Source organism: Methylobacterium sp. PvP105 (assembly GCF_017876975.1).
Taxonomy (GTDB): domain Bacteria; phylum Pseudomonadota; class Alphaproteobacteria; order Rhizobiales; family Beijerinckiaceae; genus Methylobacterium; species Methylobacterium radiotolerans.
The window spans coordinates 3,350,268-3,375,203 of record NZ_JAGIPA010000001.1 but is presented as its reverse complement, the minus strand read 5'-3'; the positions used below and the strand labels follow the sequence as shown (position 1 = coordinate 3,375,203).

Sequence of the window (24,936 nt, the reverse complement as noted above, 5' to 3'; positions counted from 1 at the left end):
TCACCAGCACAGGATCATCCATGTCCAACACCCAATACGACGTCATCGCCCTCACCGCCGGCATCGTGGCGGCCTACGTCGGCCGGCAGGCCGTGTCCGCGACCGATCTGCCCGGCCTGATGCGCACGGTTCGCGACGGCCTGGTCGCGCTCCAGGAGCCGGCGCCGGCGGCGGCGGCGGCCAAGCCCGAGGGCTTCCGCCTGACGGCCACCGAGATCCGCAAGTCGATGAAGCCCGACGCGCTGATCAGCTTCATCGACGGCAAGCCGTACAAGACGCTGAAGCGGCACCTGACGTCCCACGGCCTGACGCCGGACAGCTACCGCACCCGCTTCGGCCTGCCTGGCGACTATCCCATGGTCGCAGCAGGCTACGCCGCGCAGCGCTCTGCGCTGGCGAAGGCGATCGGGCTGGGCGTGCCCGGCGCCCAGGCCGCACGGCAGGCAGCGGAGTAGCGCGGTGAGCAGGGATCGCAGGCCGCCGGGCTCCCGCAGCCCCTTCGAGAACATCGGTCGCAGCCTCGGAAAGCGCGAGCGCGAGATCTTCGACATCAAGTTCGACAGCGCGACGGTCACGAACGCCGTCGCGCCGCCCGACAGCAGCTGGCGGGACAAGACTGCCACGGAGGTGATGCGCGATATGGAAAAGGTGATCCGGGAGATGACGGAGAAGGCGATCTTCGGTGACTTCACCGTAACGCTCAACGGCGAGGACATCGGCCGTTCGAAGGTCCGCTTCGTCACCCCCAACCTCGACGGCTCACGGCGCCACTCCGATCCGGAGCGTGAACGCCTTGAGGCGGAGGAACGCCGCCTGCGCGAACCGATTGCCAAGTACCTGCTGAAGGCCGCGCCAGGCGTCGCCTGGAATGATGTCATCGGCAACGACACGGCGCGCACCCACCTGGTGGAGGCGATCGAGCATCCGGTCCGCCACGCCGAGCTCTACCGCCACTACGGCAAAAAGCCGACGAAGGGCGTGCTGCTGTACGGGCCGCCCGGCTGCGGCAAGACGATGTTCGGCAAGGCGGCCGCCTCGACGCTGGCAGCGCTGCACGGCGCGAAATCCGCGTCGTTCATGTCGATCAAGGCGCCCGAGCTGCAGAGCGGCTGGGTCGGCGAAACCGAGCGCACGATCCGGGACATCTTCGCCTATGCCCGGGCCTACAAGGCGCTGCACGCTCACCCGCTGGTCGTGTTCATCGACGAGGCCGACGCGATCCTGCCGAGCCGTGACGGCGGCGCCACGTGGTTTCAGGCGTCGAATGTCGCGACCTTCCTGACCGAGATGGATGGGATCGAGGACTCGGGCGCGCTCGTGATCCTGGCGACCAACCGCCCGGACGCCATCGACGCTGCGATCCTGCGCGACGGCCGCTGCGATCGGAAGATCCGGGTCGAGCGGCCGACCCGGGGCGCTGCCGGGATGATCCTGCAGCGCGCGCTCCTCAAGGTGCCGCTCGCGCCCGAGACGCTGACGGCTTTCGGCGAGCCGACCCTGGGCGAGATGAGCGGGAGCGGCGAGCCGTACATGCCGACGCTGCAGGAGCATGCTCTCGGCGAGCTCGCGCACCACGTGGCCCAGGCCGTTTTTGCCTCCGAGCAGATCATCGTCCAACTCGCCACCGATCAGGGCCCGCGCTTCATCCGCCTGTCGGACATCGTCAACGGCGCCATGCTGATCGGCATCGTTGAGCAGGCCAAGGGCAACGCCTTCCGTCGGGATCTCACCGCCGGCGGGAAGCCGACGGGGCTGACGCGCCAAGACCTCGACCAGGCCGTGCTCGCCGTCGTCGCGCAGAACCGCGGGCTCAACCACACGGGCGTGCTGCAGGAGATCGCGACGCGCGAGGGCTTCAGCGTGGCGAAGGTCATCCCCGAGGGCGCGGGGCCGCCCCGCTACACGGTGGATGCGGACGACAACGTCGTGCGGCTCCAGTGAGCGACTGCCCGCCTCACCTCATCCGCCTCGGCCTCCACCGGCCGGGCGTCCCCGGTCTACCGATCATGCCGCCCAAGCACGTTTGGATGGTGCGGTGGACCCGGGACATGCCGCGGCAGATGCGACTGTCGCGGGCGAAGATCTACCAGCGCAACCGGAGGAAATACCGTGCAGAACAAACCTCACCTCACGACGACCGAAGGTAAGCCCTTCGGCGCCACCTGGCTCATCACCGCGCCCTGGGCGCATCCCGTCTGGAGCCAGTACGCGCTCGCGCTTTACGACCTGACGACGCCGACCGATCAGCCGGCAGTCATCCACCTCGACGGCGCCACGCACGAGTTGCTCCTCGTCGCCCTTGATCCGGCCCACCCGGCCACGAGCGCCCAGTCCCTGGTCGAGGGCGGGCAAGTCCAGGCGCTCAGTCCGCCGAACCACGGGTACCAGTTCAAAGCCGAGAGCCACGCCGCGGCGATGTCGCGCCTTCAGCAGATCGTCGACGAGATCGAAGCGCGGCGCCTGTCCCCCGACACTGACTTCCGGGCGGAGTGGGACGCGATGTTCCGAGACGCGCATTCCTTGCGAAGATAGCCAAGATAGTAGGCAGCGGGCGGGCGCCGCCGAGGGGCGATGCCTCGCGCTGAGATTGGCGGAGAGGGCAAGGACCAAGATGACGACGCAACAGATCCGATTTCACGTACCGCTTATACCAAGCATCACATACTTGGGCGGGACCGTTCGGGAGAACATGCCGGTCAACATGGGGCTCGTTGAAGCGATCAGTAAATCGCGGATGCGCTGGTACCCTGACAACGAGGGTAAACCATCAATTCTGTTTCACGGCACGAAGGTCGAATGGGCGTTCGATACTGAGGAGGACCGCGACTGCGAGTATGCACGGATCATGCATAAATTCGCATAATCGGCGGAAGGGCAGCGGCCATGGACCGAATGATCAAGGAGAAGCGCCCGTGCCCATTCTGCGGGAGCACCAAGTTAGAGGTGAGCGAGCGTTACGGCGCGCCCGGCTGCTACCTCACTGTGAACTGCCTCAATCTAACCTGTGAGGCGATCGGCCCGAGGGGTGAAGACGATGCCGCAGCCGTCGCGGCATGGAACCGAGCGATCCGCTAGCGAGTAGCGCCGGACCTTGACCGCGAGGGCCGTTACGGCCTTGCGAGCGGACTATTCGCTGCGGCGATCACGCCGGAGCTTCGGGCGGAGACTGAAAAGCCGCAGCGCGATTGCAGGCCGGCCACGGTTTCGTGAGCGCGCACATGCTAGAAACAACGGGCGGCAGTTTCGGCCGCGTTTCCACGTTCGATGCTGCCCACCAGGACGAGTCCGGCAACTCCTCGCTCAGCAGACAGTCCGGTGTGGAACCGCCGTCGGGTCGCGCTCTGGATGATCGGCGCATGGCGGGAAGGTCGGCGTCCGGCCTACCAGGGGGCACTGTCTACCGTGCGCAGCGCGCTCGACTGGCCGGCGCTGTTTCTGCCGCGCGTAGATCCGGGGCACGAAGAAGCGCACGATCTTCTGATGCTGTTTCTATGGTCTCAGGCCGAAGGCGCAAGCTTCCGTGACCTGTGTGTGCGGCGCGGGAAGTCGCGCTCCACGGCGATGCGAAGGGTCAACTGGGCCCTCGACAGGATCGTCGCTGGCCTGAATGCGGATCACGCTCAGGCCGCAGAATAACCACTTGACAGTGGTTCCAAGCGCGCCCGACCCAGGCGCCGTTGCCGCTTTGTTTCGAAACGGCACAGCATTGGGGACCAACCGTGCCGGCAACGACGCAGAGCACCACCCAGAGCGCACCCAAGCGCCGCAGGATGACGATCGAGGAGGCGCTGCGGTGGGCGATCCGCGACGAACTGCCGAAGCGCCGCGCCGACGCCCCGATCCGCGGTCCGATGCCGCCGGCGATGCACGCCATGTGGCGCGCGGGCGCGTTCGGGGGCCCGATCGACAACTGGTCCCGTGAGCCCGGCATGCCGCCGGCGATGGGCGACCCTCATCCCGACGCGATCACGATCGAGGCGCACCTCCAGGTCCTCAGCGAGACGCTGCAGCGCGCCGCCGCCGGATCGGCCGTGTGCCCGCTCGACCTGTCGCCCTATCCGATGCAGGTCGAGTTGCGCGGCCGGGCGAGCCTCGATGTGCTGATCTCGACCGCGATGCACGCCACGCCGGCGTGGCTCGTGACCAGCGCGATCCGCGGCACGCGCCCCGACGTAGGGGGGCGGCCCGAGTGCGAGCCCTCGAAGTCGGAGAACGGCAAGATCACCCTCTGGCACAAGGTCAGCAAGGTCGCCGGCTTCGGCCCTGATGGCGAGCCGTGGCACGTGACGCACGAGGAGCGCACGGCCCCCCTGCGTGCCGGCCAGTATCCGACGGGCACATACTGCAAGCTCGCCTGGACGCGGGAGGGCGTGGAGGTGCTCGAAGAGCAGCTGCGCTACGCCTACTGGCGCGCGGCGCTCGTCTACCTCGTCCCGTCGCTTCAGTTCCTCACCAGCATCGAGGTCCTGCCGCCGCGGGCGCCGATCGCGCCTTGGTTGGGTGATGTGGTTGAGGAGATCGCGCCGCTGCCGAACACGCGGGCTGCGCGTCGCGAGCGCCTCGAGGATCGGCTCCGGCCGGGTGTCCGGAGCGCCCTGGCGGAGCGCCGACCGGCCGGTCGCCGGGCCGCGCCGAAGCGCGCCTCGGAGGTCCGCAGGATCGACCCGCGCGACTGGACGCCTCCGAGCGAGCGGTCCGCATGAACTGGAAGCTTGACGCCAAGAACGGCTTGGCGTAGTTCGGATCCTGCAGAAATTTAGAAGGCCTCGGCGGACCCCCGCCGGGGCCTTCGTCGTTACGGGCCCCGCCCGAGCGAACGGTGCGGCGTGCGACAGCGCGTGAAAAAGGCATCTCAGTAAGCCGGCCAGCCAGGACGCCCGAAAGACCCGCAGCCGTCCCGAGGACGGTGGTTGAAGCTGTAGCCCCGGCCCGCACCTCCCTAATTCGCTGACAAAGCAGACCATTCCTTGATAGGGTCGCCCCGATGACGGATCCGCGGCCGTGACCGAACGCGACATCGTCGAGCGCCTCCACGGCCTCTGCCTCCTGGCGGACCGCCTGCGCGCGCCGGGCCACCGGCACACGCCGGAGGACTACGTCGCCGATCGCGACGAGATCCGCGACCACGCGCGGCGCTTCTACCGGGACCTGACCGGCAGCTGGCCCGGCCACGAGGCCGGCGGCACGGCTGGCCCGGAGCGCAGGCCTCGGCCGCCAGTCCCGGCGGCGGTCCTTCGCCACCGCGAGCGCACCAAGGCTGCCCGCGCCGCTCGCGCCTGACGCGCGGCCCGGCCCACCGACCCACGCCCCGCCCTCGCGCGGGGTTTTTTCGTTGAGAGCCCCGATGACGCTTCGAGAGCGCATGGCCACGGTCGCGCTGTGCGACGCCGTGCTCGCCTGCTCGGCCTGCACGCCGAGCCTGCGCCGCCGCGCGGAGCGCCTGCGCGCCCACGCCGCCCGGGACTACTCCCGGGTGAGTTACCTCGTGATCGTGGTGGCCTGACGTGACGTTCGAGGACACCACCCTGCGCGTCGGCGTCGCCGCCGATGCGAAAGGCTACTCGGCCGCCGAGCGGCTCGGCGCCGGCAAGCCGAGCGCCGGCGAGAAGCGCCGCGCCGGTCGCACGCGCCGGATGATCATGGACCTGCCGAAGGACGGCGCGGTCGTGATCGTCCACTCGCCCTCGGTGATCGGCATTTTCCGCGACCTGATCCGCTCGGTGCGGGGCGACGCGGTCGCCGATGCCACTCGGGTTGTGGCCGCGCCGACCGTCCTCGACGAGATCGCCGTCGTGCGCCGCCTCAGCCTGCCCGTGTTCCGCGACCACTTCGTCGAGGAGCAGCGCGAGCACGCCCGCGGCGTCCTTCACGCGTGGCGGCAGTGATGCCCCGCGTGCTCCGGAGCCTCGCGCTCCTCATCCGTCTCCGCCGCGCCGCGCCGCCGCCAGTCCGCTCCTGGCGCGATCCCGCGCCGAAGCTCTGCGTCGGCCGACCCGTTCACTCCGGCCGGGCTCTGTCCGCCGGCGGGGCTCCCTGACATGGACGCCGCGCCGCTGCCGTTCATCGCGTGCGCCTTCGTGCTTCTGATCGCGATCGCCGGGATCGACGCCCATCACGGCGGCCGCAGCGCCGAGCGCGCCATCCGGGACGTGCTCCTGATCGGTGCCCTGCACTTCGCGCTCGCGGCCTGCGTCCTGATCGCAGCCATCTGCATGGGACACGCGGCATGAACACCGTCGTCGCCTTCGCCATGCTCTGCTCGGCGGCGATCGCCGGTTCGGATTGCGACCGCGCTAACGCGCTCGACGTCCTCGAGCAGCCCTCCGCCTCGGTGGAGGCGTGCAAGCTGCTCGGCCAGGTCATGGCCGCCGAGGCCTTCGGCGATGCGCGCGCGGGTCGCTACGTGAAGGTCGGCTGCAGCCGCCAGAAACGCTGATGTCGTCCAACCGCCGCGTCGCATGGGGCGCCGCCTTCAGCAGGGCCCGAGGGGATCGCATGGTACGCCGTGAGATCCGCGAGGAGCGTCTGAAGACGAAGCGCTGCTCGACGCTCGACCTCTCCGCGTGGCGCGGCCAATCGGGCAACCGCTACGTCGTGGCCGTCTACACGCTGGCCCAGGCCGGCGCGGTCAGCGCCCCTGGCGCCGTCCTTATCGGTGTCCGCCGCGGCTCTGACGGGCCTGCCCGCATCGTCGGCGTCGGCTGGCGCGGGACGATGGCCGAGGCCGTCGAGTTCGCCAGGGCCGACGGCGCGACGGAGATCCACGTGCACCGCCTCGCCGACTCCGACGAGGACCGCGAAGCGATCGTCGAGGACCTGGTGGGTGACGATGCGCTCTGAGCCCCGCCCACACCTCGACCTCTGGTCGCTCGTCGCGATCTACGCGGCCTCGGCGACGATCGTCGTCGAGGCGAGCTATCAGCTGCCGATGGCCCTGCTCGACGAGTGAGGCCGGATCCTGCGGGACCGATGATGTTCCGCGCCTGGTACCGTCGCTTCGCGCTGGGCTTCGCCCGGGCGCTGGCCGAGCCGACCGGTTCGGCCTAGACTGATCTCGCTCTGAAAAGAGGCGGGAGCCGAGGTGCTGCTACACCTCGAACCGCGTGCTAGGGACACGCATGACCGCAGACAGCCGCTCCGGAAACGGATCGGCGACCACCCCGCCACCGCTCGAGCGGCCGGGGCACACTGCATCAGGTTATGCCCGAACACCATTCCGAGGCGGCCACAGCGCCGCCGCACCGTGCCGCGCCAGCTCCCGGCGCGCTCGCAGACCCCGCATCGAGCGATCGGTGCGGGGTCTTGCGCTTCTCCTTCCCGGAGACCGTCCAGATCGGATCGGCGACGCTGATCCGCGCGGACAGCCTGTTCGACGTGCTCGCGGCCCTCGTGCCGGGCTCGATCGGCGGCGTGCTGACCGATCCGCCCTATTCGAGCGGCGGCCTCCACGCCGGCGACCGCATCCGCGCGCCGAGCCAGAAGTACCAGTCGAGCGAGTACCGGCACCTCCAGGCCGAGTTCGTCGGCGACAACCGCGATCAGCGGTCGTTCCTGGCGTGGTCCGGTCTGTGGATGCACCGGGCCCGGCTCGGCATGCGCCCCGGCGCGATCCTCGGCGCGTTCACCGACTGGCGACAACTGCCGGTGACCACGGACGCGTTGCAGACCGCCGGCCTCGTCTGGCGGGGCATCGTGCCCTGGGACAAGACCGAGGCGGTCCGGCCTCAGCTCGGGCGCTACCGCAATCAGGCTGAGTTCCTGGTGTGGGGCACGAACGGCCACCGCGCTTCGGTCGGTCGGATCGCGCCCGGTGCCTATCGGGCCTCGGTCCCGCGGGCGAAGCTGCACATGGCGGCCAAGCCCGTGTCGCTGATGCGCGAGCTGCTCGCGATTATCGACGGCCCGGTGCTGGACCCGTTCATGGGCTCGTCGCCGATCGGCGAGGCCTGTGCCGAGCTCGGGCTTCCGTACCTCGGGGTCGAGGCCGACCCGCGCCACTTCGACACCGCCTGCCGGCGGCTCGAGGCGTTCGCCGAGCGCGGCGCCGCGGCCTGATTTAACCGGGTTTTGATCCTGTCATCCGCAGGCCGAAACGGGCGATTTCCAAGGTCTTAAAAGACCTTGGAAATTTCGGGTCGTTGAGGGCGAAAAGCGTAGTAAAAACATGAGCTTGCAGGCGGTTTCGGGCTCGCGCCGCGTGGCCCGTCTGCGGGCACGGAATAAAGTCCAGGCAGAGGCGAAGGCCACGGCCTCGACCCGCGCGGTGATCTACACCCGGGTCAGCACGGACGAGCAGGTCACGGGCCACGGGCTCGAGGCGCAAGAGCGCGCGGTCCGCGCGTTCGCCGAGAGCCAGAGCTACGAGGTCGTCGGGATCGTCTCCGATCCGGGCGTCTCCGGCGCGGTTCGCCCCGCGGATCGCCCGGGGTTCGCGACGATCCTGCAGATGGCCGAGGCGCGCAGCTTCGAGATCCTGCTGGTCGCCAAGATCGACCGCCTGTCGCGCGATGTGCGGCACGCGCTGATGACGGTCTCCGATCTGGCCGAGTTGCACGGCGTGGCCTTCCGGTCCGTGACCGAGGCCGTGATCGACACGTCCAACTCGATCGGGCGGATGTTCTTCACCTTCTTCGCCGGCATGGCGGAGCAGGAGCGCTACCTGATCCGCGACCGCACCGCGGGCGGGCGCACCACCAAGGCTCGGAAGGGCGGCTTCGCCGGCGGCCAGGCGCCCTACGGCTATGAACGCGACCTGGAGGGCGGCCTCCGGATCGTCCCGGCCCAAGCGAAGGTCGTCCGCCGCATCTTCGAGGCCCGGAAGCGCAAGACGACGCTGAAGGCGATCGCCGAAGCGCTGAACGCCGACGGCATCCCGGCGCCGAAGGGCGGCCGCTGGTCCATCTCGACGGTCGCCTACGTGACCGACAACATGAAGTACCGCGGCGCCATCGAGTACCTGTTCCGCTGGAACGGGCAGGAAACCCACGTGCTCGCCGACGGCGACCATGAAGCCATCGTGAAGTCGCCATGACCTGTCCGAACTGCCCCGCCAGCCGCGCCGGTGCCTGCGGCCGCCAGGGCTGCCGCGAGCGCCTCGCGGAACTCCGCGTGGCGACCGTCGTCGGTCCCGCCCGGGACGAGATGCTGCAGGCCGCCCGCGCAGAGCTTGGCCTCTTTCGCCTCTTGCTGCCCGAGGATGACTTCGCCCCACAGCTCGCCCGCCTCGACCTCCAAGAGGGCGACATCGTCACGGTGCGCACCCGCTCCAAGCTCGACGCCGACAAGGCCAAGCGATGGCAGGACGGCTTGGAGAAGCTGATCCGCGCGCAGGGCTGGCGCGACGTCGGGGTGCTCATCCTCGATGACTGCACCGACCTGACGGTCGACCGGCCGACCACGCGCCCCGCGCAGCAGCGCCGGGAGTTTCCGCAACCGATGCAGGGCTGCTGATCATGCCGAAGGCAACGGACCAAGAGATCCTGGCAGCCTCGTACGCTCTCCGCGTGGCGCGCGCCGATCTCAATGTCGCGTTCGATGCCGAAATGGCGGCGGAGCGGGAACTCGTCGCCCGGCGTCAGGCCCGTGACGAGGCTCGGAGCGTCGCGGATCGGGCCCACCGCGAGTTCGATCGTCTGCTCGAGCTGCGCGATCATCCGTCCGAACAGGCATGACATGGCCGCGCAGACGCTGACGATCCTCGATCCGGTCTCGGGCGAGCTGAAGACGATCACGGTCGGGCGCTGATCCCATGCTGAAGCTCGACGCCAGCGAGTTCGGCCTCAAGGCCGAGGCCGTTGGCCGAGCTGCCCGGCAGGTGCCGTTCGTCGCCGCGGTCGCACTGACCAACGCGATGAAGGACGCACGGGAGGCCGAGCGCGAGACCATGCGGTCCGTGTTCGACCAGCCGTCGAGGTTCACGCTCAACAGCCTGATGGTCCGGCCGGCCACGAAGCAACGCCTCCAGGCAGAGCTCGGCTTCAAGGAAGGCAGCGGGTCGATCCCGGCCTGGAAGTTCCTCGGGCCTCAGGTCGCCGGCGGCACGCGCCGCCACAAGCGGTTCGAGGTCCTGCTGATCCGCAAGGGTCTGATGCTTGCGGGCGAGTTCGCGGTGCCCAGCACGCGCTGTCCGCGGGACGGCAACGGCAACGTGTCGGGCGCCTTCATCACCCGCATGCTCTCGGCGCTCGGGGCACAGTCGGACCGGTACCAGAACACCACGGCGCGCTCGAAGCGCCGCAACGTCGGGCGGAACGTCGAGTACATCGTCTTCCGCAACCACGGTAAGGCACCGGACGGGATCTACCTTCAGAAGGAGAAGTGGGCGGTGCCCATCTTCCTGTTCGTGAAGGGCGTCAGCTACTCCAAGCGCTTCCCCTACTACGAGAAGGCGGGCGCCGTGGTGCCGGCCGCGTACCGGAAGCACTTCCGGGCGGCCTGGGAGCGCTTCGTCGTCAACGACGTGCGCCGGAAGAGCTGACCGGACGGCGGCCGCCAGCGGCCCGCGAAGGCCACGGGAGGGCCATCCGGGCGCCCGAGGGGCGGGCCGGAGGGCCGAGGGGTGCCTCACCCCCCTCCCCGGCCAAATCCAGGGTCCTTCCGGGAGGGGGGTGCCGGTGAGGGGAATTCGGACCCCATCGGTTCACCCTCTGAGAAATTTTGAAAACAGGGGTTGTTGTTGATGTCCGGCGCCATCGACGGCCGGCTCGTAAACCGCGCCGACCTCGCCGGGATCTTCGGCGTCAGCGTCAACACGGTGACGAGCTGGATCGAGAAGGGCTGCCCCTACGTCGAGCGCGGCAGCAACGGCGTGGAGTGGCAGTTCGACACAGCCGCCGTGATCGACTGGAAGGTTCAGCGCGCCGTCGAGAACGTGGCGATGAGCGCCAGCGACGACGGCACGAGGGACAGCAGCAAGGCTCGGCGCGAGGACGCGGATTGCCGCCGCGCGGTGGCCAATGCGATCGTCGCCGAGATCAGCGCCGACGAGGCGCTGAAGGCGGTGGTGTCCCGCCATGACGCGGTCGCCGACATGGCGACCTTCTGCCAGGTCCTCCGGACCGGCCTCTCGAACATGGCCTCCAAGGTCGCCGGACGGGCGGCCACGATGACCAACGCCTCCGAGATCGAGGCGATGGCCAAGGCCGAGATGAACCGAGCCTTCACGGCCGCCCGCGAGGAAATCGCCCGGCGGTGGTTTGCAGGACGCGAACCCGACGATGACGCTGGCGGAGCGGATAGGAACCCACCGGCGGGGTGAGTACCCGGCCGGTCGCGACGCGACGCGCACCGAGCTGGACCAGCTTTTCGACGAGGCCCTCGTCTTCAAGCCGCATATGTCCGGCTCGGAGTGGGCGGAGGAGCACGGCCGGATCCCGAAGAGCACGGGCTCCGAGAGCGGGCCGGTCACCCTCTACGGGTACCAGCGCGGCCTCATGGACGCGATGTGCGATCCGACGCTGCCGCTGGTCACTGTCCTGAAGGCGGCCCGCGTCGGCTACACCCGACTCGCCACCCTGGCGATCGGCTACCACCTGCATCAGGACCCGACGCTCTGCGCGGTCGCGCAGCCGGTCGAGGACGACGCGGAGGAGTTCGGCGCCACCGAGATCGCGCCGATGCTGCGCGAGACCCCGGTGCTCGCGAAGATGCTACGGCCCGTCCGCAAGGGCGAGAAGCAGGACTCGGCGACCTTCTACCAGCTGTCGAACGGCGCCCTCGTGCGCGTCGTCGGCGCGGCTTCGGACGACGCGTTCCGACGCTACTCGGCCCGGTTCCTATTCGCCGACGAGATCGACGGCGACGGCTGGACGCCCGGTGCCAAGACGCAGGGCGACAAGCTCAAGCTGTTCTGGACCCGCGGTGAGACCTTCTACAACCGAAAGCAGGTCCGAGGCTCGACCCCGCTCCTCGAGGAGACGAGCCGGGTCTGGAAGCTCTGGCTGGTCTCGGACCAGCGGCGCTACTTCGTGCCCTGCCCGCAATGCTCGGAGGCCGCCGGCGAGCTCGACGGCTGGCAGTATCTGGACTGGGGCGGAAAGGACACGCCGCACGGTCTGAAGTGGGATCTGAACGAGGACCGCTCGCTCAAGTCCGTCTGGTACCAAGGCACCTGCGGCTGCATCATCGATGAGGGCAGCAAGGCCTGGATGGACGCCCACGGCGAATGGCGGGCGACCGCGACGCCGAAGACGCCCGGGCACGCCGGCTTCCATCTCTGGACCGGCATGTCGCTCAACGTGAACGCCGCCTGGCCGGTGATCGTGCAGGAATGGCTGGAAGCCCAGGACGATCCCGCGAACCTCGTCCAGCCGTTCGTGAACCTGCGCCTCGGCCGGCCGTACCGGCAGACCTACGGCCAGGAGATCAAGCCGACGGCGTTCCTGGAGCGCTGCGAGGAATACGGCGCCGAGGTCCCGGACTTCGTCACCACCCTAACGCTGGGGGGCGACGTCCAGTCCGGCGCCAACGCCCGCATCGAGGGCGGCATCTGGGGCTGGGGCCCCGGCCTGGAGAGTGCCCTGATCGGCCATTTCGTCCTGATGGGCGATCCGGCCGAGCCCGGCGTCTGGCAGTCCCTCGACGCCCTGCTGAAGCGGACCTTCCGCAAGGCCGACGGCACCGAGCTGCGCGTGAGAGCGGCCGCCATCGACTCCGGCGGCCACCACACGGCTGAGACCTACGCCTTCTGCACCGAGCGCCGGAAGCGCAAGGTCTGGGCGATCAAGGGCAAGTCAGAGGCGCGGGGCGCTCGCACCAAGGTGTGGCCGCGGCTCGCGTCCACGAAGCTCGGCTCGTCCTGGTACATGATCGGCGGCAACGCCGCCCGCGACTTCGCCTACGGCTCGCTGCCGCTGGTCGATCCCGGCCCGCGCTACGTCCACTTCCCGCTGGTGCCGGCGCGCGGCTCCCGGCCGATCGACGCCGAGTACTTCGAGCAGCTGACCCGCGAGAAGCTCGTGGTGCGACGGCAGGGCTTCACCGAGTGGGACAAGCCGAAGGTCCCGCGCGAGGCCGGCGTGTGCTTCGTCTACGCCTACGTGGCGATGTGCGGGCTTCAGAGCCTGTCCCGCCGCTACGTGGCGCTGGGCAAGATGCCCGAACGCGAAGAGCCTGAGGAGCCGCTGGACGACGAGCCGGCGGCCGAGCCGGGTCAGGCCGTCGTCGTGGCGCCGCCGGCCGAACGACCGGCGCCCCGCCCCGTGGTGGTGCAGCGCGCCGAACCCAAGAAATCGTCGGCGCCCAAGCCGCCCGGGAAAAGGCCGTCGACATGGCTGTAGACTACGCGGCCCGGATCACGGCGATCGAGGACGCGCTCGCGCAGGGCGTCCTCACCGTCAGCTACGAGGGCAAGTCGGCGAGCTATCGCTCGTTCGAGGAGATGCTGAAGATCCTGGGCTATCTGCGTCGCCAGCTCGCGCGGGCGAACGGGCAGCGCGTGTCGAACGTCGGCCTAGCGAGCTTCGATCGCGGCTACACCCGTCGCGGGTGGCGCTGCTGATGGCCGGCGAGGTCAAGGTCGCGGGCCCGAAACCGGACCGCGCAGGCGCTCCCTGCGCGCGGCGGCGCTCCTACGAGGCCGCGCAGCGCAGCCGCAACGGCGATACCTGGCTCGGCGCCGTCCGCTCGGCCGACGCAGAGCTCTACAACGAGGCCCGGACCCTGCGCGACAAGTCGCGCTGGCTCGTGCGCAACAACCCCTATGCCGCGAAGGCCACCGCGAGCCTCGTGTCGAACGTCGTCGGCGAGGGCATCGTGCCCCGGCCGGTCACCGGCTCGCCCTCGCGGGATCGCAAGATCTGGGAGGCCTTCCAGCGCTGGTCGTTTCGCTGCGATCACGCCGGGCAGCTCGATTTCTACGGCCTGCAGGCGCTGCTGTTCCGGGAGATGGTCGAGGGCGGCGACTCCCTGATCCGCCGCCGGTACGTGAAGAAGCGCGGCAAGGGAGACGTGCCGCTGGAGCTTCAGCTCCTCGAGGCCGATTTTCTCGACCCGATGCGCAACGGCGTGCTGCGCGAGGGCGGCCTGACGATCCAGGGCGTCGAGATCGACATGGCGAGCCAGAAGCGGCGCGCCTACTGGCTCTACCCCTACCACCCGGGCAACCTGCCGTACTTCTACGGCGGCGAGCCGATGATCTCCGCGCCCGTGCCGGCCGAGGAGGTTCTGCACGTCTACGAGCTGCAGCGGACCCAGACGCGCGGTGTCCCGTGGGGCACGCCGGCGATGGAGCCGACGAACCTGCTCTCGGACTACGAACTCGCCGAGAGCGTTCGGAAGAAAACCGAGGCGTGCGTCGTCGGCTTCGTGCTCGGCGCCGATGACGACGACGAGGACAACCTCGGCCTGCGGGTCCAGGACTCCGACGGACGCGAGGTTGAGCGCTTCGAACCGGGCATGATCCCGCGGCTGCACGGCGCGAAGGACGTGAAGTTCAACGCGCCGACCGCCGTCGGCGGCTATGGCGAGTACAAAACGAAGCGCCTCCAGGAGATCGCGGCCGGCTGGCGAATGCCCGCTGAGTTGATCTCGGGCGACCTGTCCGAGGTGAACTTCTCCTCGATGCGGGGCGGCCTGGTCGAGTTCCGGCGCCTCGTCGGCACGATCCAGTGGCAGATCCTGATCCAGATGGCGCTCCAGCCGATCTGGGAATGGTGGTGCGAGGCCGCCTACCTCGCGGGCGTAATCGACCTTCCGTACGTGCCGGTCGAGTGGTCGCCGCCCGAGTTCGCCTGGGTCGACCCGCTGGCCGACGCCCAGACCGCGGCCATCGAGGTCCGCAACGGTTTCCGCACCTGGCAGGACGTCGTGGCCGAGAAGGGGCGCAACCCCGACGACGTCCTCGACGGCATCCGCGCCTTCAACGTGAAGGTCGACGACCTTGGCATCATCCTCGACTCGGACCCGCGGCGCACCAATGCCAAGGGGGTCCAGCAACCCGAACAGGACGAGGCCGCGGGCGAAGAGCCCGAGCTCTCCCGCCCGAACCGGGGCGCCACCCGCGGCCGAAGGGGTCGTGCAGCTTCCGCAATTCGACCGCCTGGCGGCCGTGCGCGCGGAGAGCTTCGACGCGGACAGCAACACGATCGAGATCGTCTGGACCACGGGCGCGAGCGTCCGTCGCTACGACTGGTGGGACGGGACCGAGTACGACGAGGTCCTGTCGGTCGACCCTAAGGCGATCAGGCTGGAGCGCCTCAACCTCGGCGCGCCCTTCCTCGACAGCCACTGCTCCTACGGCTGCGACAACGTCATCGGCGCGGTCGTGCCCGGCTCGGCCAAGATCGAGGATGGCCGCGGGCTCGCCCGCATCCAGCTCTCGAAGGCGCCGGGCGTCGCCGACACGGTCCAGAAGATCCGCGAAGGCGTCATCCGCAACGTCAGCGTCGGCTACTGGGTCCACAAGGTCGAGAAGACCGAGGCCGACGACGGCACGGTCGCCCGCTGGGACGTCGTGGACTGGGAGCCGCTGGAGATCTCCGCGGTCCCGATCCCGGCCGACGCCGCCTCTCAGATCCGTTCCGACCAGGCCGAAGGCGAGAGCCCGAAGCTCCGCGCCTGCCTGGTCGTCACCCGCAACCCGGCCTCCGGGCCATCCCCGAAGACCCGAGGAGACAAGTCCATGGCCGGTAAGCCCAGCAAGCCCAAGTCCCAGCGCGCCAAGACCCCGGCCGAACTCGAGGCCGAGAAGAAGCGCCTCGCCGCGGCCCGCAGCGCCGCCGCCCGGAAGGCGGCGGCCCGGGCCGCGCGCGAGGACGAGTGCGACACCGACGAGGATGCGGACGGCGATGCCGAGCGCGACGAGGACCAGGACGAGGAGCGCGATTGCGACGACGGCGAGGATGGCGATGCCTGCTCGGACGACGAGCGCGACTGCGACGACGACGATGCCGAGGACGATGAGGATCGTGACGGCGAAGACGACGAGGACGACGGAGAATGCGAGCGCGCCGCGCCGAAGCCCGGCAAGCGCAAGGCCCTGACCGCCGCCGAGGTCCGCAAGGCGGCCGAGGTCGCGGTGCGCGCCGATCGCGTCCGCGGCGCCAAGATCCGCGAGATCGCCAAGCAGTTCGGCTTCCCGAACCTCGGCGAGCGACACGCCAACGGCGAGACCTCGGTGCGCGCCTTCAAGGATCTCGTGCTCGAGCGCCTGGCCGATCGCCAGAAGAAGCGCGGCAATACCACCTTCGCGGCCGCCTCGGCGGCCGGCGTGGGCGAGGAATACCGCGGCGCGGTGCCCGCCGCCCGCGACTTCGAGAAGGGTGCCGCCGAGGCACGCGCCCTGCTCGGCAAGAAGTAATCGGCGCCCACAGCGCACAGCGAAGGATCCCCCGCGATGGGCACCAGCAACGTTTACGCCTCCTACGACCCGACGGCGCTCTTCGCGGGCGCCTTCCCGGTCCGCCACCGCCCGGTCACCGTCGCCAGCGGCTCCAACGCCGCCGGCGCGCCGCTGAAGCGCGGCACCCTGCTCGGCCGCGTCACCGCGACCGATAAGTACGTCCCCTGCGTCGCCACCGTGAACGACGGTAGCCAGGTCCCGGCCGCGGTCCTGGCCGCCGACCTCGACGCGTCGGTCGCCGACGCCGTCGGCCCCGCCTACTTCGAGGGTGAGTTCGCCGGCGAGATCATGACGATCGACGCGTCCTGGACGATCCAGACGCTGCAGGCGTCCCTCCGGCAGAACAAGGCCGACCTCTACGTCCGCACCGTGGGCGTCCTCGGCTGATCCGCTTCCACCCATCCCGGTAGATCGCAGGGCCCCGTCGCGGGCCCTTTTCTTTTGGAGCCCGCGATCATGGCGATCGACTACAATTCCACCGCCCAGCTGCTCGGCGCCTTCGGCGTCCTCGACAAGGCCAAGCCCGTCCTCCTGAACCTGTTCTTCACGATGGAACAGGTGTTCGATACCGAGGAGGTCTACTTCGACAAGGTGCAGCGCGCCCGGCGCTTGGCCCCCTTCGTGGTGCCGACCGTCGAGGGCAAACCGCAGCGCTCGCGCGGCTACACCACGATGGGCTTCCGTCCGCCCTACGTGAAGCCGCTCCACATGATCGAGCCGCAGAAGATGCTGAAGCGCCGCGTCGGCGAACAGCTGCTCGGCAATATGACCCCGACCCAGCGGTTCGAGCTCGCGCTCTACGACAACATGCTGATCGAGGACGACGAGATCACCCGGACCGAGGAGTGGATGGCCGCGCAGCTGCTGCTCAACGGCGCCATGACCTGTCAGGGTGAGGATCACCCGCCGGTGCTGGTCGACCTCAACCGCAACGCCGCCCACACCGTCGCGCTCACTGGCGCGCTGCGCTGGAACCAGACGGGCGTCGACCCGTACCAGAACATGCGCACCTGGGCGAAGACGGTGCAGCGCAACTCGGGCTTCCACCCGGGCGTGGTCGTGTTCGACCCGCTGGCGGCCGATTACTTCCTCAACAGCCCGGGCGTCACCCGGGTGATGAACACCTACCGGCAGACCTCCGGCAACGTCGACCTCGCCGGCAAGGTGACGGGCGGCGGCCTCGGCGAGGAGGTGAAGTACCTCGGCTCGATCGGCGAGTTCGACTGCTTCCAGTACCAGCAGCTCTACACGGATGCCGCGGGCAACGTGCAGCAGTTCATGCCGGACAACACGGTGATCATGGGCAACACGGTCGGCTGCCAGGGCATCCGTACCTACGGCGCGATCATGGACGCCGATGCCGGCCTCGCCCCGCTCGCCCGCTTCCCGAGCGTGTGGAAGGAGAAGAACCCCTCCGCGTGGTTCTCGATGATGCAGTCGGCGCCCCTGCCGCTGCTCGGCTGGGTCGACGCGACCTTCTCCGCGACCGTCGCCTGACGCCTCCGCGCCCCTGATCCGGCGGCGCCCCTGACGGCGCCGCCTCGCCTGCAACCCTGAGATCGCGAGGGCCTCGACCCATGGCCACCAAGAAGATCGTCACCTCCGTGACGCTGCACATCCCGGCGAAGGGGCATACGCCCTTCGAGTTCGACGCCTTCTCGAACCGCATCGGCGGGAAGTACGCCATCGACGAGGTCCCGCCCGGTTCGGTGGTCGAGCTCGATGCCGATGAGGCCGACGCGCTGATCGCCGCCGAGCGGGCGACCGCGTTCGAGGACAAGGCCGCCCCCGCGGCTGAGAAGACCGCCGCGAAGCCGGCCGCCGCGTGATCGACTTCGCCGCCCTGGCACTCGGGCCCGGCATCACCGCGTTCGGGCGCCCGGTTACGGTGACGCCGCTGGCCTCGTCGCCGGTCCGCCAGCCGTTCGACGCCACCGGCGTCTGGACGGTGAAGAACACCAACATCCAGCTCGAGGGCGACCAGAGTCTGAACACCACGGTGCTCACGCTCGGGATCCGCCTCCCGGACTGGAAGTACGAGCCTGAGCAGTTCGCCCTCGTGCGCATCCCCGCCGCCGGCTTTTACCCGGACGAGGGCACGCTCTGGATCGACGACATCGATCCGGACGGCCAGGGCGGCGCCACCCTCACCCTGAAGCGCGGCTTGCCGCCGGAGCTGTGATGCCGTCACCGTCGACGCAGATCCGGGAGGCGATCATCGAGCGCCTCCAGGGTCAGGACTGGCTGGCGGTCAAGGCAATCCGCCGGCAGCCGCGACCGCAGATCCAGCACACGAACCTCCCCGCGCTCCTGGTCATCCTCGTCGACGAGCTCGAGACGCCGGAGGACGAGGCCAACACTGGGCCGCCGCGCTTCATCAGCGAGGTGACGATCGGCATCTCGGTGGTGATCGGGCATCAGCCGCCCGAGCAGCTCGACGCCGACCTCGACGACATCGTCGACCGGATCCGCTCGCATCTCCTGACCGACCCGACGTTCGTGCGCGGGGTCGACCCGGGCAAGGCCGAGGACGATCCGGAGCGCTTCCCGCTGTTCGAGGCGGTGAGCAAGGTCCGCCGCGGCCGCGTCTTCCCGCAGGACGGCGAGACGTACTTCGCGGAGGGGCGGCTGGAGATCACCTTCCTGGCGCGCACGAATTACGACCCGGTGATCCCGGACGTCCTCGAACACGTCGTCATCACCGCCCGCCCGGCCGGCGCCGGCCCGGGCACGCCCCCGATCGGGCTCACGATCGACCTTCCCACTACCTGAGCCGGCCCGCGCCGCTCCCAATCCGAGGACATCGCCATGGCCGGATCAGCCACGGTCGCCGTCAGGGCGACCGAGGAGCGCTACCGCGCGCTCAAGCACATGCCGTCGCAGACCGGCTTCGAGGCGGACGGCACAGCCCGCTGGCCGGCCGACCAGTTCACGTTCCGCCTGCGGGACGAGGGCGCCATCGAGCTCCTGGAGGATCTGCACGACGCCGGCGGCCCCACCGCCGCGCCGACCTCCGCCAAGCCCGCCACCAGCGCGAGCGCCGCCGCGCCCGCCGCCGCTTCGCAGGAGTAAGCCGCGATGGGCATCACGCGCGTTCCGGACAACTACAAGATCCCGGGCCCGAACACCCAGATCGACCCCTCGCAGGCCGGCACCCCAACCTCGCTGAAATGGGCGCTGCTCCCCGGCATCCTGACGTCGGCCGGCTCGGCCACGCCGAACCAGGTCGTCGCCTGCGGCACGAACGCGGACGCCGACGCCCTGTTCGGCCCGGGCTCGATGCTCGCACGCATGTTCAAGACGTTCTTCAAGGGCGTCACGAGCGTGCCGATCTACTGCCTGCCGGTGCCGGAGCCGGCCGCCGGCGTCGCGGCGACAGGCACGATCACGGTCACGGCTGCCCCGACCGTCGCGGGCACCTATCCGCTCTACATCGCGGGCCAGCTCGTGCCGATCGCCATCGTCTCGGCGGACACCACGGCGACGGTGGCCACCAAGATCGCAGCCGCGATCACCGCGACCCCGGACCTGCCGGTCACCGCCTCCGCGGCGGCCGCCGTCGTCACCCTGACGGCCAAGTGGAAGGGCCTGACCGGCAACGACATCAACGTGCAGGACTGCTACCTCGGCCGCTACGGCGGCGAGCAGCTGCCGGCCGGCCTCGCGGTGACCTACCCGACGGGCAATCAGCTCTCGGGCGGTACCGGCACGCCGGACTTCACCTCGGCGATCGCGGGCCTGGGCGATGCGCCCTACAAGTTCGTCGCCCTGCCGGTGAACGACTCGGGCTCCTACACCGTCTGGGACGCCGAGTACGGCTTCACCGACAGCGGTCGCTGGGGTCCGTACCGCCAGAGCTACGGCCAGATCTTCTCGGCGCGCCGCGGCGCCTACGCTGATCAGGCCACCTGGGGCCCGTCGAACAACTCGGCGGTCATCTCCCCGATGGCCTTCGAGCCGCAGAGCCCGTCGCCGGTCTGGGAGTGGGCCGCCGCCTACACCGCCGCCGCCGCGTTCTCGATCAACGCCTACGCGGCCCAGCCGCTGCAGACGCTCCCGCTGGTCGGCGTGCTGCCGGCGCAGAAGGCCTATCGCTGGAACAAGACCCAGCTGAACGCCCTCGCGCAGGTCGGCCTCGCGATCCAGGGAACCGACCTCTACGGCGGCACCACCAATCAGCCGGTGATCCTGCGCGAGCAGACTTCCTACCAGAAGAACGCCTACGGGCAGGCCGACAACGCCTTCGAGCTGGTGACGACGCTCGCTACCCTCGACGAGCGCTACACCCGGGTGCGGCAGCGGCTCACCAACGCCTTCCCGCGGATGGCTCTGGCCAACGACGGGACCAAGTTCGCCACCGGCAAGCCGATCGTCACGCCGCTGATGATCAAGGCGGAGATGGTCTCGGAGTACCGGGACATGGAGTACGACGGTCTCGTCGAGAACGCCGCGCTCTACATCGCGAACCTCTCGGTGGCGCGCTCGAACACCGAGCCGAACACCGTCGAGATCCTCGATCCGCCGGACATCGTGAACCAGCTGCGGCGGCTCAACATCCTCGCGCAGTTCCGCCTGCAGTTCCCGCTCAGCGCCTCCGGCACCTGATCGGTCCTCCACGCCTTCCCGCAATCCAACCCGCCCTCTGAGGCGGGTTTTTCTTTGGAGCACCGGCCATGGGCCAGAGGATCGCCGGCACCGCCTTCGTGAAGGCCGGCAACAAGCAGTACGACCTGCGCGGCTCGTTCATCGTGTCGCCCTCGCCGTCGAAGCGCGAGGGGGTCGCCGGCCAGGACGGCGTGCACGGTTTCATCGAGACGCCGCGCGTGCCCTTCATCAAGGGCGACCTCTCGACCACGGCCGGCCTGACCATCGCCGAGCTCGACGCCATGACGGACATCACCGTCACCGCCGAGCTCGCGAACGGCAAGACCTACGTCCTGTCGGGCGCCTGGACCGAGTCCGCGCACGAGATCGACACCGGCGCCGGCAAGGTGTCGGTGAACTGGATGGGCCTCACCTGCGACGAGATCTGATCATGGCGGACACCATCGAGGCCCCGGCGCGGGACCCGCGCGAGATCACCTGGCCGTACGAGCACCAGCTCGCGGCCGCGGTCCGCGCGCACGACGAGATGGTCAAGGTGCTCGTGCTGCGCGAGCCGACCGGCGAGGAGGTCCTGGAGTTCGGTCTCCTGGAGGGTCTGTCGGCCGACCAGTTCTTCCCGCTGGTGAGCAAGCTCGCGAGCGTGCCGACGTCGACGCTGAAGAAGATCGGCGCGCGCGACATCCTCTCGCTGGGGACCGTCCTCAGCCGTTTTTTCGTGTGGGCGGCCCTGCCGCCGGCGCCGTCCACGACAGTCTCCGCCTAGGCCTCGCTTTCCACGCGTGGCCGTTCTCGCGGCCGATCGGCACCTATCCGCCGGCGACCGTGGCTCACCTGATGGCCCACACCCTGGCGCTGATGCCGCGGCACGCCCCACGCGAGGACCAGGATGGCTGACGACAAGCTCAGGATCGTCGCCACCGTCGAGGATCAGTTCACCGGGCCGCTGACCAAGCTCCAGAAGGGGCTGAAGGGTGTCGGCGACGAGACGTCCAAGCAGGGGGCGACCTGGAAGAAGGACTGGGCCGGCGTCCGCGAGGAGGCCAGCAAGTTCCAGGGCGTCCTGCGCGGGTTCGACCCGATCTTCTCGGCCGTGGGTGTGACGGGGTTCGGGGCGGCCATGTCGATCACCGGCATGGTGTCGGCGATGCGCGGCTTCGCGGGATCGACGCAGCAGCTCTCGATGCTGTCCCGGGAAACCGGCGTGGCGGTAGACAAGCTGCGCGCGTTCGGGGCGCTCGGCGAGCGGTTCGGCGTGTCGGCCGACAGCATGAAGAGCTCGGTCGGATCCTTCGCGACCGTGATGTTCGACCTGCGCCGGCGGTGGGGCGAGGCTTACTCCAGCCTCCAGGCGATGAACCTCGGCAAGCTCGCCGAGGATGTGATTGGTGCGCCCAACATGGACGAGGCGCTCAAGCGCGCGATCGACGGCATCCAGGCGATCCCGGAACCGGAGGTGCGTCGGCGTGTATCCCGGTTGTTCTTCGGGACCGACGACATTGCGCGGGTGGTGGGCTCGATTTCGGGCAAGGCCAGCGAGGCACTGGCCCAGGTTCAGAAAGAGGTCGGACACCTCGACAAGCAGACCGAGGAGGCCGCCGCCCGCTTCGAGCAGAGCATGGGCCGGATCGGCGCCGCGGCCGAGCGGCTGAAGCTGAAAGTCCTCGGGCCGATGCTGAAGGGCACGGCCGACGTGATCGAGGACGCCGAGAAGAACGGCCTGCGCGGCAACGATGGCGAGCAGGCGCTCCGCAATCAGCTGTCCCCGTTCGGCGGCCCCGAGGCCACCCCGCGGGAGAAGCTGGAAGGCCGCCGCGCGCAGGTCGAGAGCCAACTCAAGCTCCTGGAGGCCGGCCCGCGCGGGGCAGACTACCAGCGCAAGCACGACCGGATGATCGAGGAGCTGAAGCGCGTCGCGGACGAGCTGCAGAAGGTCCGCGAGAACGGCGGGGCGAGCGTCAGCCCGTCGAGCTTCGGCGGGTCCACAGGCGGCGGATCGTTGATCCAGAAGGCGGCCTGGGGCGGCGGTGGGTTCGGTGGCGGTGGCCCGCTCAGCGGTGGTGGCGGGTTCGGCGGTAGTGGTGGAAGTGGCTACTCCGGCGGAACTTCACCACGCGCGCCGGTTCCGAACGCCGGGGCGATCCAGCGCAGCAGCGGCCCGATCACGCCCGGCACCGGCCCGTTGGGCGAGGCTCCTCAAGCGCAGGAGCCAAAGGAATACTTCGGGCAGGACGTCGACGTCTCCCGCCTGCCGGCCGGCATGCGCAACAACAACCCCGGGAACCTGAAGTACTCGGGCTCTGAGTGGCAGCGTCGCAACTTCCCCGGCATGGTCGGGCCGTCGCAGAACACCGATCAGGGCTCGCCTCAGATTGTGTTCAACAGCCCCGAAGCGGGCATGCGCGCGGCAGCCCGCCTCGCCCTGACGAAGTTCGACGGCGGAGCCGACACGCTCCAGAAAATCATCGCCGGGGCCAACGGCTGGACACCGGGGCATCCGACCGCCCCGGCCAACATCGCCAAGACGATGGGGATCGGCCCGAACGACAGGCTCGACCTGCGCGACCCTGCTCAGATGCAGAAGTTCCTCCGCGGCCTGCTGTGGCAGGAGCACGGACCGTCGAACCTGCTGTACAAGGACGACACGCTGCAGCGTGCCGCCGAGGCGGCGCTCGGTCGTGGGGGCGAGGCGGGTTCCGGCCCGCTGTCGCGCAGCGGCAAGGACGTCGAGCCGGTCGACGGCGTCGGCGGTGTCGACCAACGCCAGGGCGGGGGCATTCGCCGGCAGGCCATCACGGACGAGCTGCGCGACCAGTTGGCGAAGGCCGCCAAGAATGCGGCCGTCAACGCGGAGGTCTACTCCGGAGGCCAGGATGACCACGGCCGCCACCGGACGGGGAGCCATCGGCACGATGGCGGCCGCTCGGCCGACGTGAGGCTCTACACCACCGGGCCCGACGGCCAGCGGCGCTACCTGTCGATGAACGACCCCGCCGACCGCAAGGTCATGGAGGGTTTCATCCGCGGGACGGTCCGCAACGGCGCCACCGGCGTCGGCGCGGGCCCCGGCTACATGGGCGAGCACGGCATCCACATCGGCGGTGGCCCGTCGATGGCTTGGGGGGCTGGCGGGCGTTCCGCGAATGCGCCCGATTGGGTGCGGCGTGCTCACCGGGACGGCACGGTCGATCGGGCCAACGCGAGCAGGCAGGCTGACGCGGCCAAAGAGGCAAGCGCGACGCCGCCGAAGGCGAAAGCCCCGGTCGGGGACGCCTTGATGGACCGCTTCTACGGCCGCGGCGCGCCGGGCGCCGGGCCGGGCATGCAGATGCCGGGCGCGCCGGCCGATCCCAAAGGCACCCTGCACATCAAGTTCGACAACCCCCCTGCCGGGATGACGCACCGGGCCGATACGGGCGGTCTGTTCCGCGAGACGACCGTGTCGAAGGGTCGATCGCAGATGGACATGGACCGGGCGTAGCGGCTCGCGCCGAGCCACGATCCGAGGCTTTACGCATGAATTGGCGCGACGAGCTCCGCCCGCCGTCGTTCCGCGGCGTGCCGTTCAAGATCGAGGCAAACACCCGCTTCGGTGGGCGGCGCGGCTTCACCTACGAGTTCGCCAAGTCCGAGCGCAGCTCGGACGAGGACCTCGGGCGCCGCGTCACGCGCGTGGCGATCTCCGGCTACGTCATCGGCGAGGATTACCTCGATCAGGCCGACGACCTGGAGGCGGCGCTGCAGCGGGAGGGCGCCGGCCTCCTCGTCCTGTCCACGATGGGACAGGCGACGATGCGCTGCGAGACCTACCAGCGCATCGAGACGAAGGATCAGGGCGGCTTGGCCCGCTTCGAGATGGCCTTTGTGCGCTCTCAGGTCGGGGTCGCCGCCCCGTCCGGGCGGGAGAACACCCAGGCCGCCGCGCGCGCGGCGGCCGCGCAGAACGCGACCGCGGCCGAGCTGTCCGCCGGCAGCGACGACGACTGGAGCTAGGA

35 protein-coding genes are annotated in these 24,936 nt (G+C 69.7%); 34 read left to right on the top strand and 1 reads right to left on the bottom strand.

What is annotated here, in order from left to right; genetic code table 11:
• Positions 1 to 20 precede the first annotated feature (20 nt).
• The 32 genes from J3A75_RS16370 (at position 21) to J3A75_RS16225 (ending at position 21,707) form a co-directional block, all read left to right on the top strand.
• Positions 21 to 455, top strand: a complete 435-nt coding sequence (locus J3A75_RS16370) for a MucR family transcriptional regulator (protein WP_209650467.1) — start codon at positions 21 to 23, stop codon at positions 453 to 455.
• Positions 456 to 459: 4 nt separating this feature from the next.
• Positions 460 to 1,941, top strand: coding sequence for an AAA family ATPase (locus J3A75_RS36570; protein ID WP_209650466.1), 1,482 nt, complete (start codon positions 460 to 462; stop codon positions 1,939 to 1,941).
• A gap of 168 nt (positions 1,942 to 2,109) precedes the next feature.
• The gene (locus J3A75_RS16360; protein WP_209650465.1) at positions 2,110 to 2,532 is read left to right on the top strand and encodes a hypothetical protein; all 423 of its coding nucleotides are present in this window, start codon (positions 2,110 to 2,112) and stop codon (positions 2,530 to 2,532) included.
• Between the two features lie 351 nt (positions 2,533 to 2,883).
• Positions 2,884 to 3,075, top strand: a complete 192-nt coding sequence (locus J3A75_RS37375) for a Lar family restriction alleviation protein (protein WP_209650464.1) — start codon at positions 2,884 to 2,886, stop codon at positions 3,073 to 3,075.
• 240 nt (positions 3,076 to 3,315) lie between these two features.
• Positions 3,316 to 3,636, top strand: a complete 321-nt coding sequence (locus tag J3A75_RS16350; protein ID WP_209650463.1) for a hypothetical protein — start codon at positions 3,316 to 3,318, stop codon at positions 3,634 to 3,636.
• 83 nt (positions 3,637 to 3,719) lie between these two features.
• Entirely contained in the window at positions 3,720 to 4,703 is a 984-nt protein-coding gene (locus J3A75_RS16345; protein WP_209650462.1) for a hypothetical protein, read from the top strand.
• Positions 4,704 to 5,001: 298 nt separating this feature from the next.
• Complete coding sequence (locus J3A75_RS16340) at positions 5,002 to 5,280, top strand: hypothetical protein (protein ID WP_132367723.1); 279 nt, start codon at positions 5,002 to 5,004, stop codon at positions 5,278 to 5,280.
• Positions 5,281 to 5,344: 64 nt separating this feature from the next.
• Positions 5,345 to 5,503 (top strand): hypothetical protein, encoded by a 159-nt coding sequence (locus J3A75_RS16335; protein ID WP_209650461.1) that lies wholly within the window; start codon positions 5,345 to 5,347, stop codon positions 5,501 to 5,503.
• A gap of 1 nt (position 5,504) precedes the next feature.
• Entirely contained in the window at positions 5,505 to 5,885 is a 381-nt protein-coding gene (locus tag J3A75_RS16330; protein ID WP_209650460.1) for a hypothetical protein, read from the top strand.
• A 153-nt stretch (positions 5,886 to 6,038) separates the two neighbouring features.
• On the top strand, positions 6,039 to 6,230 hold the full coding sequence (locus tag J3A75_RS16325; RefSeq protein ID WP_209650459.1) for a hypothetical protein: 192 nt from the start codon (positions 6,039 to 6,041) through the stop codon (positions 6,228 to 6,230).
• Positions 6,227 to 6,436 carry a hypothetical protein gene (locus tag J3A75_RS16320; RefSeq protein ID WP_209650458.1) on the top strand — a complete coding sequence of 70 codons (210 nt, stop codon included), beginning with the start codon at positions 6,227 to 6,229 and terminating at the stop codon, positions 6,434 to 6,436. Before J3A75_RS16325 ends, J3A75_RS16320 begins: the two co-directional genes overlap by 4 nt.
• Positions 6,436 to 6,840 (top strand): hypothetical protein, encoded by a 405-nt coding sequence (locus tag J3A75_RS16315; protein WP_245364422.1) that lies wholly within the window; start codon positions 6,436 to 6,438, stop codon positions 6,838 to 6,840. Before J3A75_RS16320 ends, J3A75_RS16315 begins: the two co-directional genes overlap by 1 nt.
• A complete protein-coding gene (locus J3A75_RS37045; RefSeq protein ID WP_281068216.1) occupies positions 6,824 to 6,949 on the top strand; it encodes a hypothetical protein in 126 nt (41 codons plus the stop codon). The genes J3A75_RS16315 and J3A75_RS37045 overlap by 17 nt, the downstream gene beginning before the upstream one ends.
• Positions 6,950 to 7,302: 353 nt before the next feature.
• Entirely contained in the window at positions 7,303 to 8,055 is a 753-nt protein-coding gene (locus J3A75_RS16310; protein WP_245364423.1) for a DNA-methyltransferase, read from the top strand.
• A 109-nt stretch (positions 8,056 to 8,164) separates the two neighbouring features.
• The gene (locus tag J3A75_RS16305; protein ID WP_209650369.1) at positions 8,165 to 9,031 is read left to right on the top strand and encodes a recombinase family protein; all 867 of its coding nucleotides are present in this window, start codon (positions 8,165 to 8,167) and stop codon (positions 9,029 to 9,031) included.
• A 77-nt stretch (positions 9,032 to 9,108) separates the two neighbouring features.
• Positions 9,109 to 9,450, top strand: a complete 342-nt coding sequence (locus tag J3A75_RS16300; RefSeq protein ID WP_209650370.1) for a hypothetical protein — start codon at positions 9,109 to 9,111, stop codon at positions 9,448 to 9,450.
• A gap of 2 nt (positions 9,451 to 9,452) precedes the next feature.
• Complete coding sequence (locus J3A75_RS16295) at positions 9,453 to 9,671, top strand: hypothetical protein (protein ID WP_209650371.1); 219 nt, start codon at positions 9,453 to 9,455, stop codon at positions 9,669 to 9,671.
• 77 nt (positions 9,672 to 9,748) lie between these two features.
• Positions 9,749 to 10,477 carry a hypothetical protein gene (locus tag J3A75_RS16290; protein ID WP_209650372.1) on the top strand — a complete coding sequence of 243 codons (729 nt, stop codon included), beginning with the start codon at positions 9,749 to 9,751 and terminating at the stop codon, positions 10,475 to 10,477.
• A gap of 201 nt (positions 10,478 to 10,678) precedes the next feature.
• Positions 10,679 to 11,257 (top strand): terminase small subunit, encoded by a 579-nt coding sequence (locus J3A75_RS16285; RefSeq protein WP_209650456.1) that lies wholly within the window; start codon positions 10,679 to 10,681, stop codon positions 11,255 to 11,257.
• Positions 11,217 to 13,277: a phage terminase large subunit family protein gene (locus tag J3A75_RS16280; RefSeq protein ID WP_209650455.1), complete on the top strand. Its 2,061-nt coding sequence runs from the start codon at positions 11,217 to 11,219 to the stop codon at positions 13,275 to 13,277. Before J3A75_RS16285 ends, J3A75_RS16280 begins: the two co-directional genes overlap by 41 nt.
• Positions 13,268 to 13,498, top strand: coding sequence for a phage head-tail joining protein (locus J3A75_RS16275; protein WP_209650454.1), 231 nt, complete (start codon positions 13,268 to 13,270; stop codon positions 13,496 to 13,498). Before J3A75_RS16280 ends, J3A75_RS16275 begins: the two co-directional genes overlap by 10 nt.
• Entirely contained in the window at positions 13,498 to 15,174 is a 1,677-nt protein-coding gene (locus J3A75_RS36565; RefSeq protein WP_245364424.1) for a phage portal protein, read from the top strand. The genes J3A75_RS16275 and J3A75_RS36565 overlap by 1 nt, the downstream gene beginning before the upstream one ends.
• Positions 15,083 to 16,297 (top strand): HK97 family phage prohead protease, encoded by a 1,215-nt coding sequence (locus J3A75_RS16270; protein WP_312892924.1) that lies wholly within the window; start codon positions 15,083 to 15,085, stop codon positions 16,295 to 16,297. The genes J3A75_RS36565 and J3A75_RS16270 overlap by 92 nt, the downstream gene beginning before the upstream one ends.
• A 36-nt stretch (positions 16,298 to 16,333) precedes the next feature.
• Positions 16,334 to 16,726 carry a head decoration protein gene (locus J3A75_RS16265; RefSeq protein WP_209650452.1) on the top strand — a complete coding sequence of 131 codons (393 nt, stop codon included), beginning with the start codon at positions 16,334 to 16,336 and terminating at the stop codon, positions 16,724 to 16,726.
• A gap of 69 nt (positions 16,727 to 16,795) precedes the next feature.
• Positions 16,796 to 17,836 (top strand): major capsid protein, encoded by a 1,041-nt coding sequence (locus tag J3A75_RS16260; RefSeq protein WP_209650451.1) that lies wholly within the window; start codon positions 16,796 to 16,798, stop codon positions 17,834 to 17,836.
• An 80-nt stretch (positions 17,837 to 17,916) separates the two neighbouring features.
• Positions 17,917 to 18,168: a hypothetical protein gene (locus tag J3A75_RS16255; RefSeq protein ID WP_209650450.1), complete on the top strand. Its 252-nt coding sequence runs from the start codon at positions 17,917 to 17,919 to the stop codon at positions 18,166 to 18,168.
• Complete coding sequence (locus tag J3A75_RS16250) at positions 18,165 to 18,521, top strand: hypothetical protein (RefSeq protein WP_209650449.1); 357 nt, start codon at positions 18,165 to 18,167, stop codon at positions 18,519 to 18,521. Before J3A75_RS16255 ends, J3A75_RS16250 begins: the two co-directional genes overlap by 4 nt.
• Positions 18,521 to 19,111 (top strand): hypothetical protein, encoded by a 591-nt coding sequence (locus tag J3A75_RS16245; RefSeq protein WP_209650448.1) that lies wholly within the window; start codon positions 18,521 to 18,523, stop codon positions 19,109 to 19,111. The genes J3A75_RS16250 and J3A75_RS16245 overlap by 1 nt, the downstream gene beginning before the upstream one ends.
• A gap of 36 nt (positions 19,112 to 19,147) precedes the next feature.
• Positions 19,148 to 19,411, top strand: coding sequence for a hypothetical protein (locus J3A75_RS16240; protein ID WP_209650447.1), 264 nt, complete (start codon positions 19,148 to 19,150; stop codon positions 19,409 to 19,411).
• 6 nt (positions 19,412 to 19,417) lie between these two features.
• Positions 19,418 to 20,944 (top strand): phage tail sheath subtilisin-like domain-containing protein, encoded by a 1,527-nt coding sequence (locus J3A75_RS16235; protein ID WP_209650446.1) that lies wholly within the window; start codon positions 19,418 to 19,420, stop codon positions 20,942 to 20,944.
• A gap of 68 nt (positions 20,945 to 21,012) precedes the next feature.
• Complete coding sequence (locus tag J3A75_RS16230; protein ID WP_209650445.1) at positions 21,013 to 21,372, top strand: phage tail tube protein; 360 nt, start codon at positions 21,013 to 21,015, stop codon at positions 21,370 to 21,372.
• A gap of 2 nt (positions 21,373 to 21,374) precedes the next feature.
• Entirely contained in the window at positions 21,375 to 21,707 is a 333-nt protein-coding gene (locus J3A75_RS16225) for a phage tail assembly protein (protein ID WP_209650444.1), read from the top strand.
• Between the two features lie 164 nt (positions 21,708 to 21,871).
• On the opposite strand, the gene J3A75_RS16220 is transcribed toward J3A75_RS16225, so the two are convergent.
• On the bottom strand, positions 21,872 to 22,063 hold the full coding sequence (locus J3A75_RS16220; protein WP_209650443.1) for a hypothetical protein: 192 nt from the start codon (positions 22,061 to 22,063) through the stop codon (positions 21,872 to 21,874).
• Here J3A75_RS16220 and J3A75_RS16215 point away from each other — a divergent pair.
• Both J3A75_RS16215 and J3A75_RS16210 read left to right on the top strand, forming a co-directional pair.
• Entirely contained in the window at positions 22,062 to 24,422 is a 2,361-nt protein-coding gene (locus tag J3A75_RS16215; protein WP_209650442.1) for a hypothetical protein, read from the top strand. The two genes, J3A75_RS16220 and J3A75_RS16215, sit on opposite strands and share 2 nt — an antisense overlap.
• Positions 24,423 to 24,457: 35 nt before the next feature.
• Complete coding sequence (locus J3A75_RS16210) at positions 24,458 to 24,934, top strand: DNA circularization N-terminal domain-containing protein (RefSeq protein ID WP_209650441.1); 477 nt, start codon at positions 24,458 to 24,460, stop codon at positions 24,932 to 24,934.
• Positions 24,935 to 24,936 lie beyond the last annotated feature (2 nt).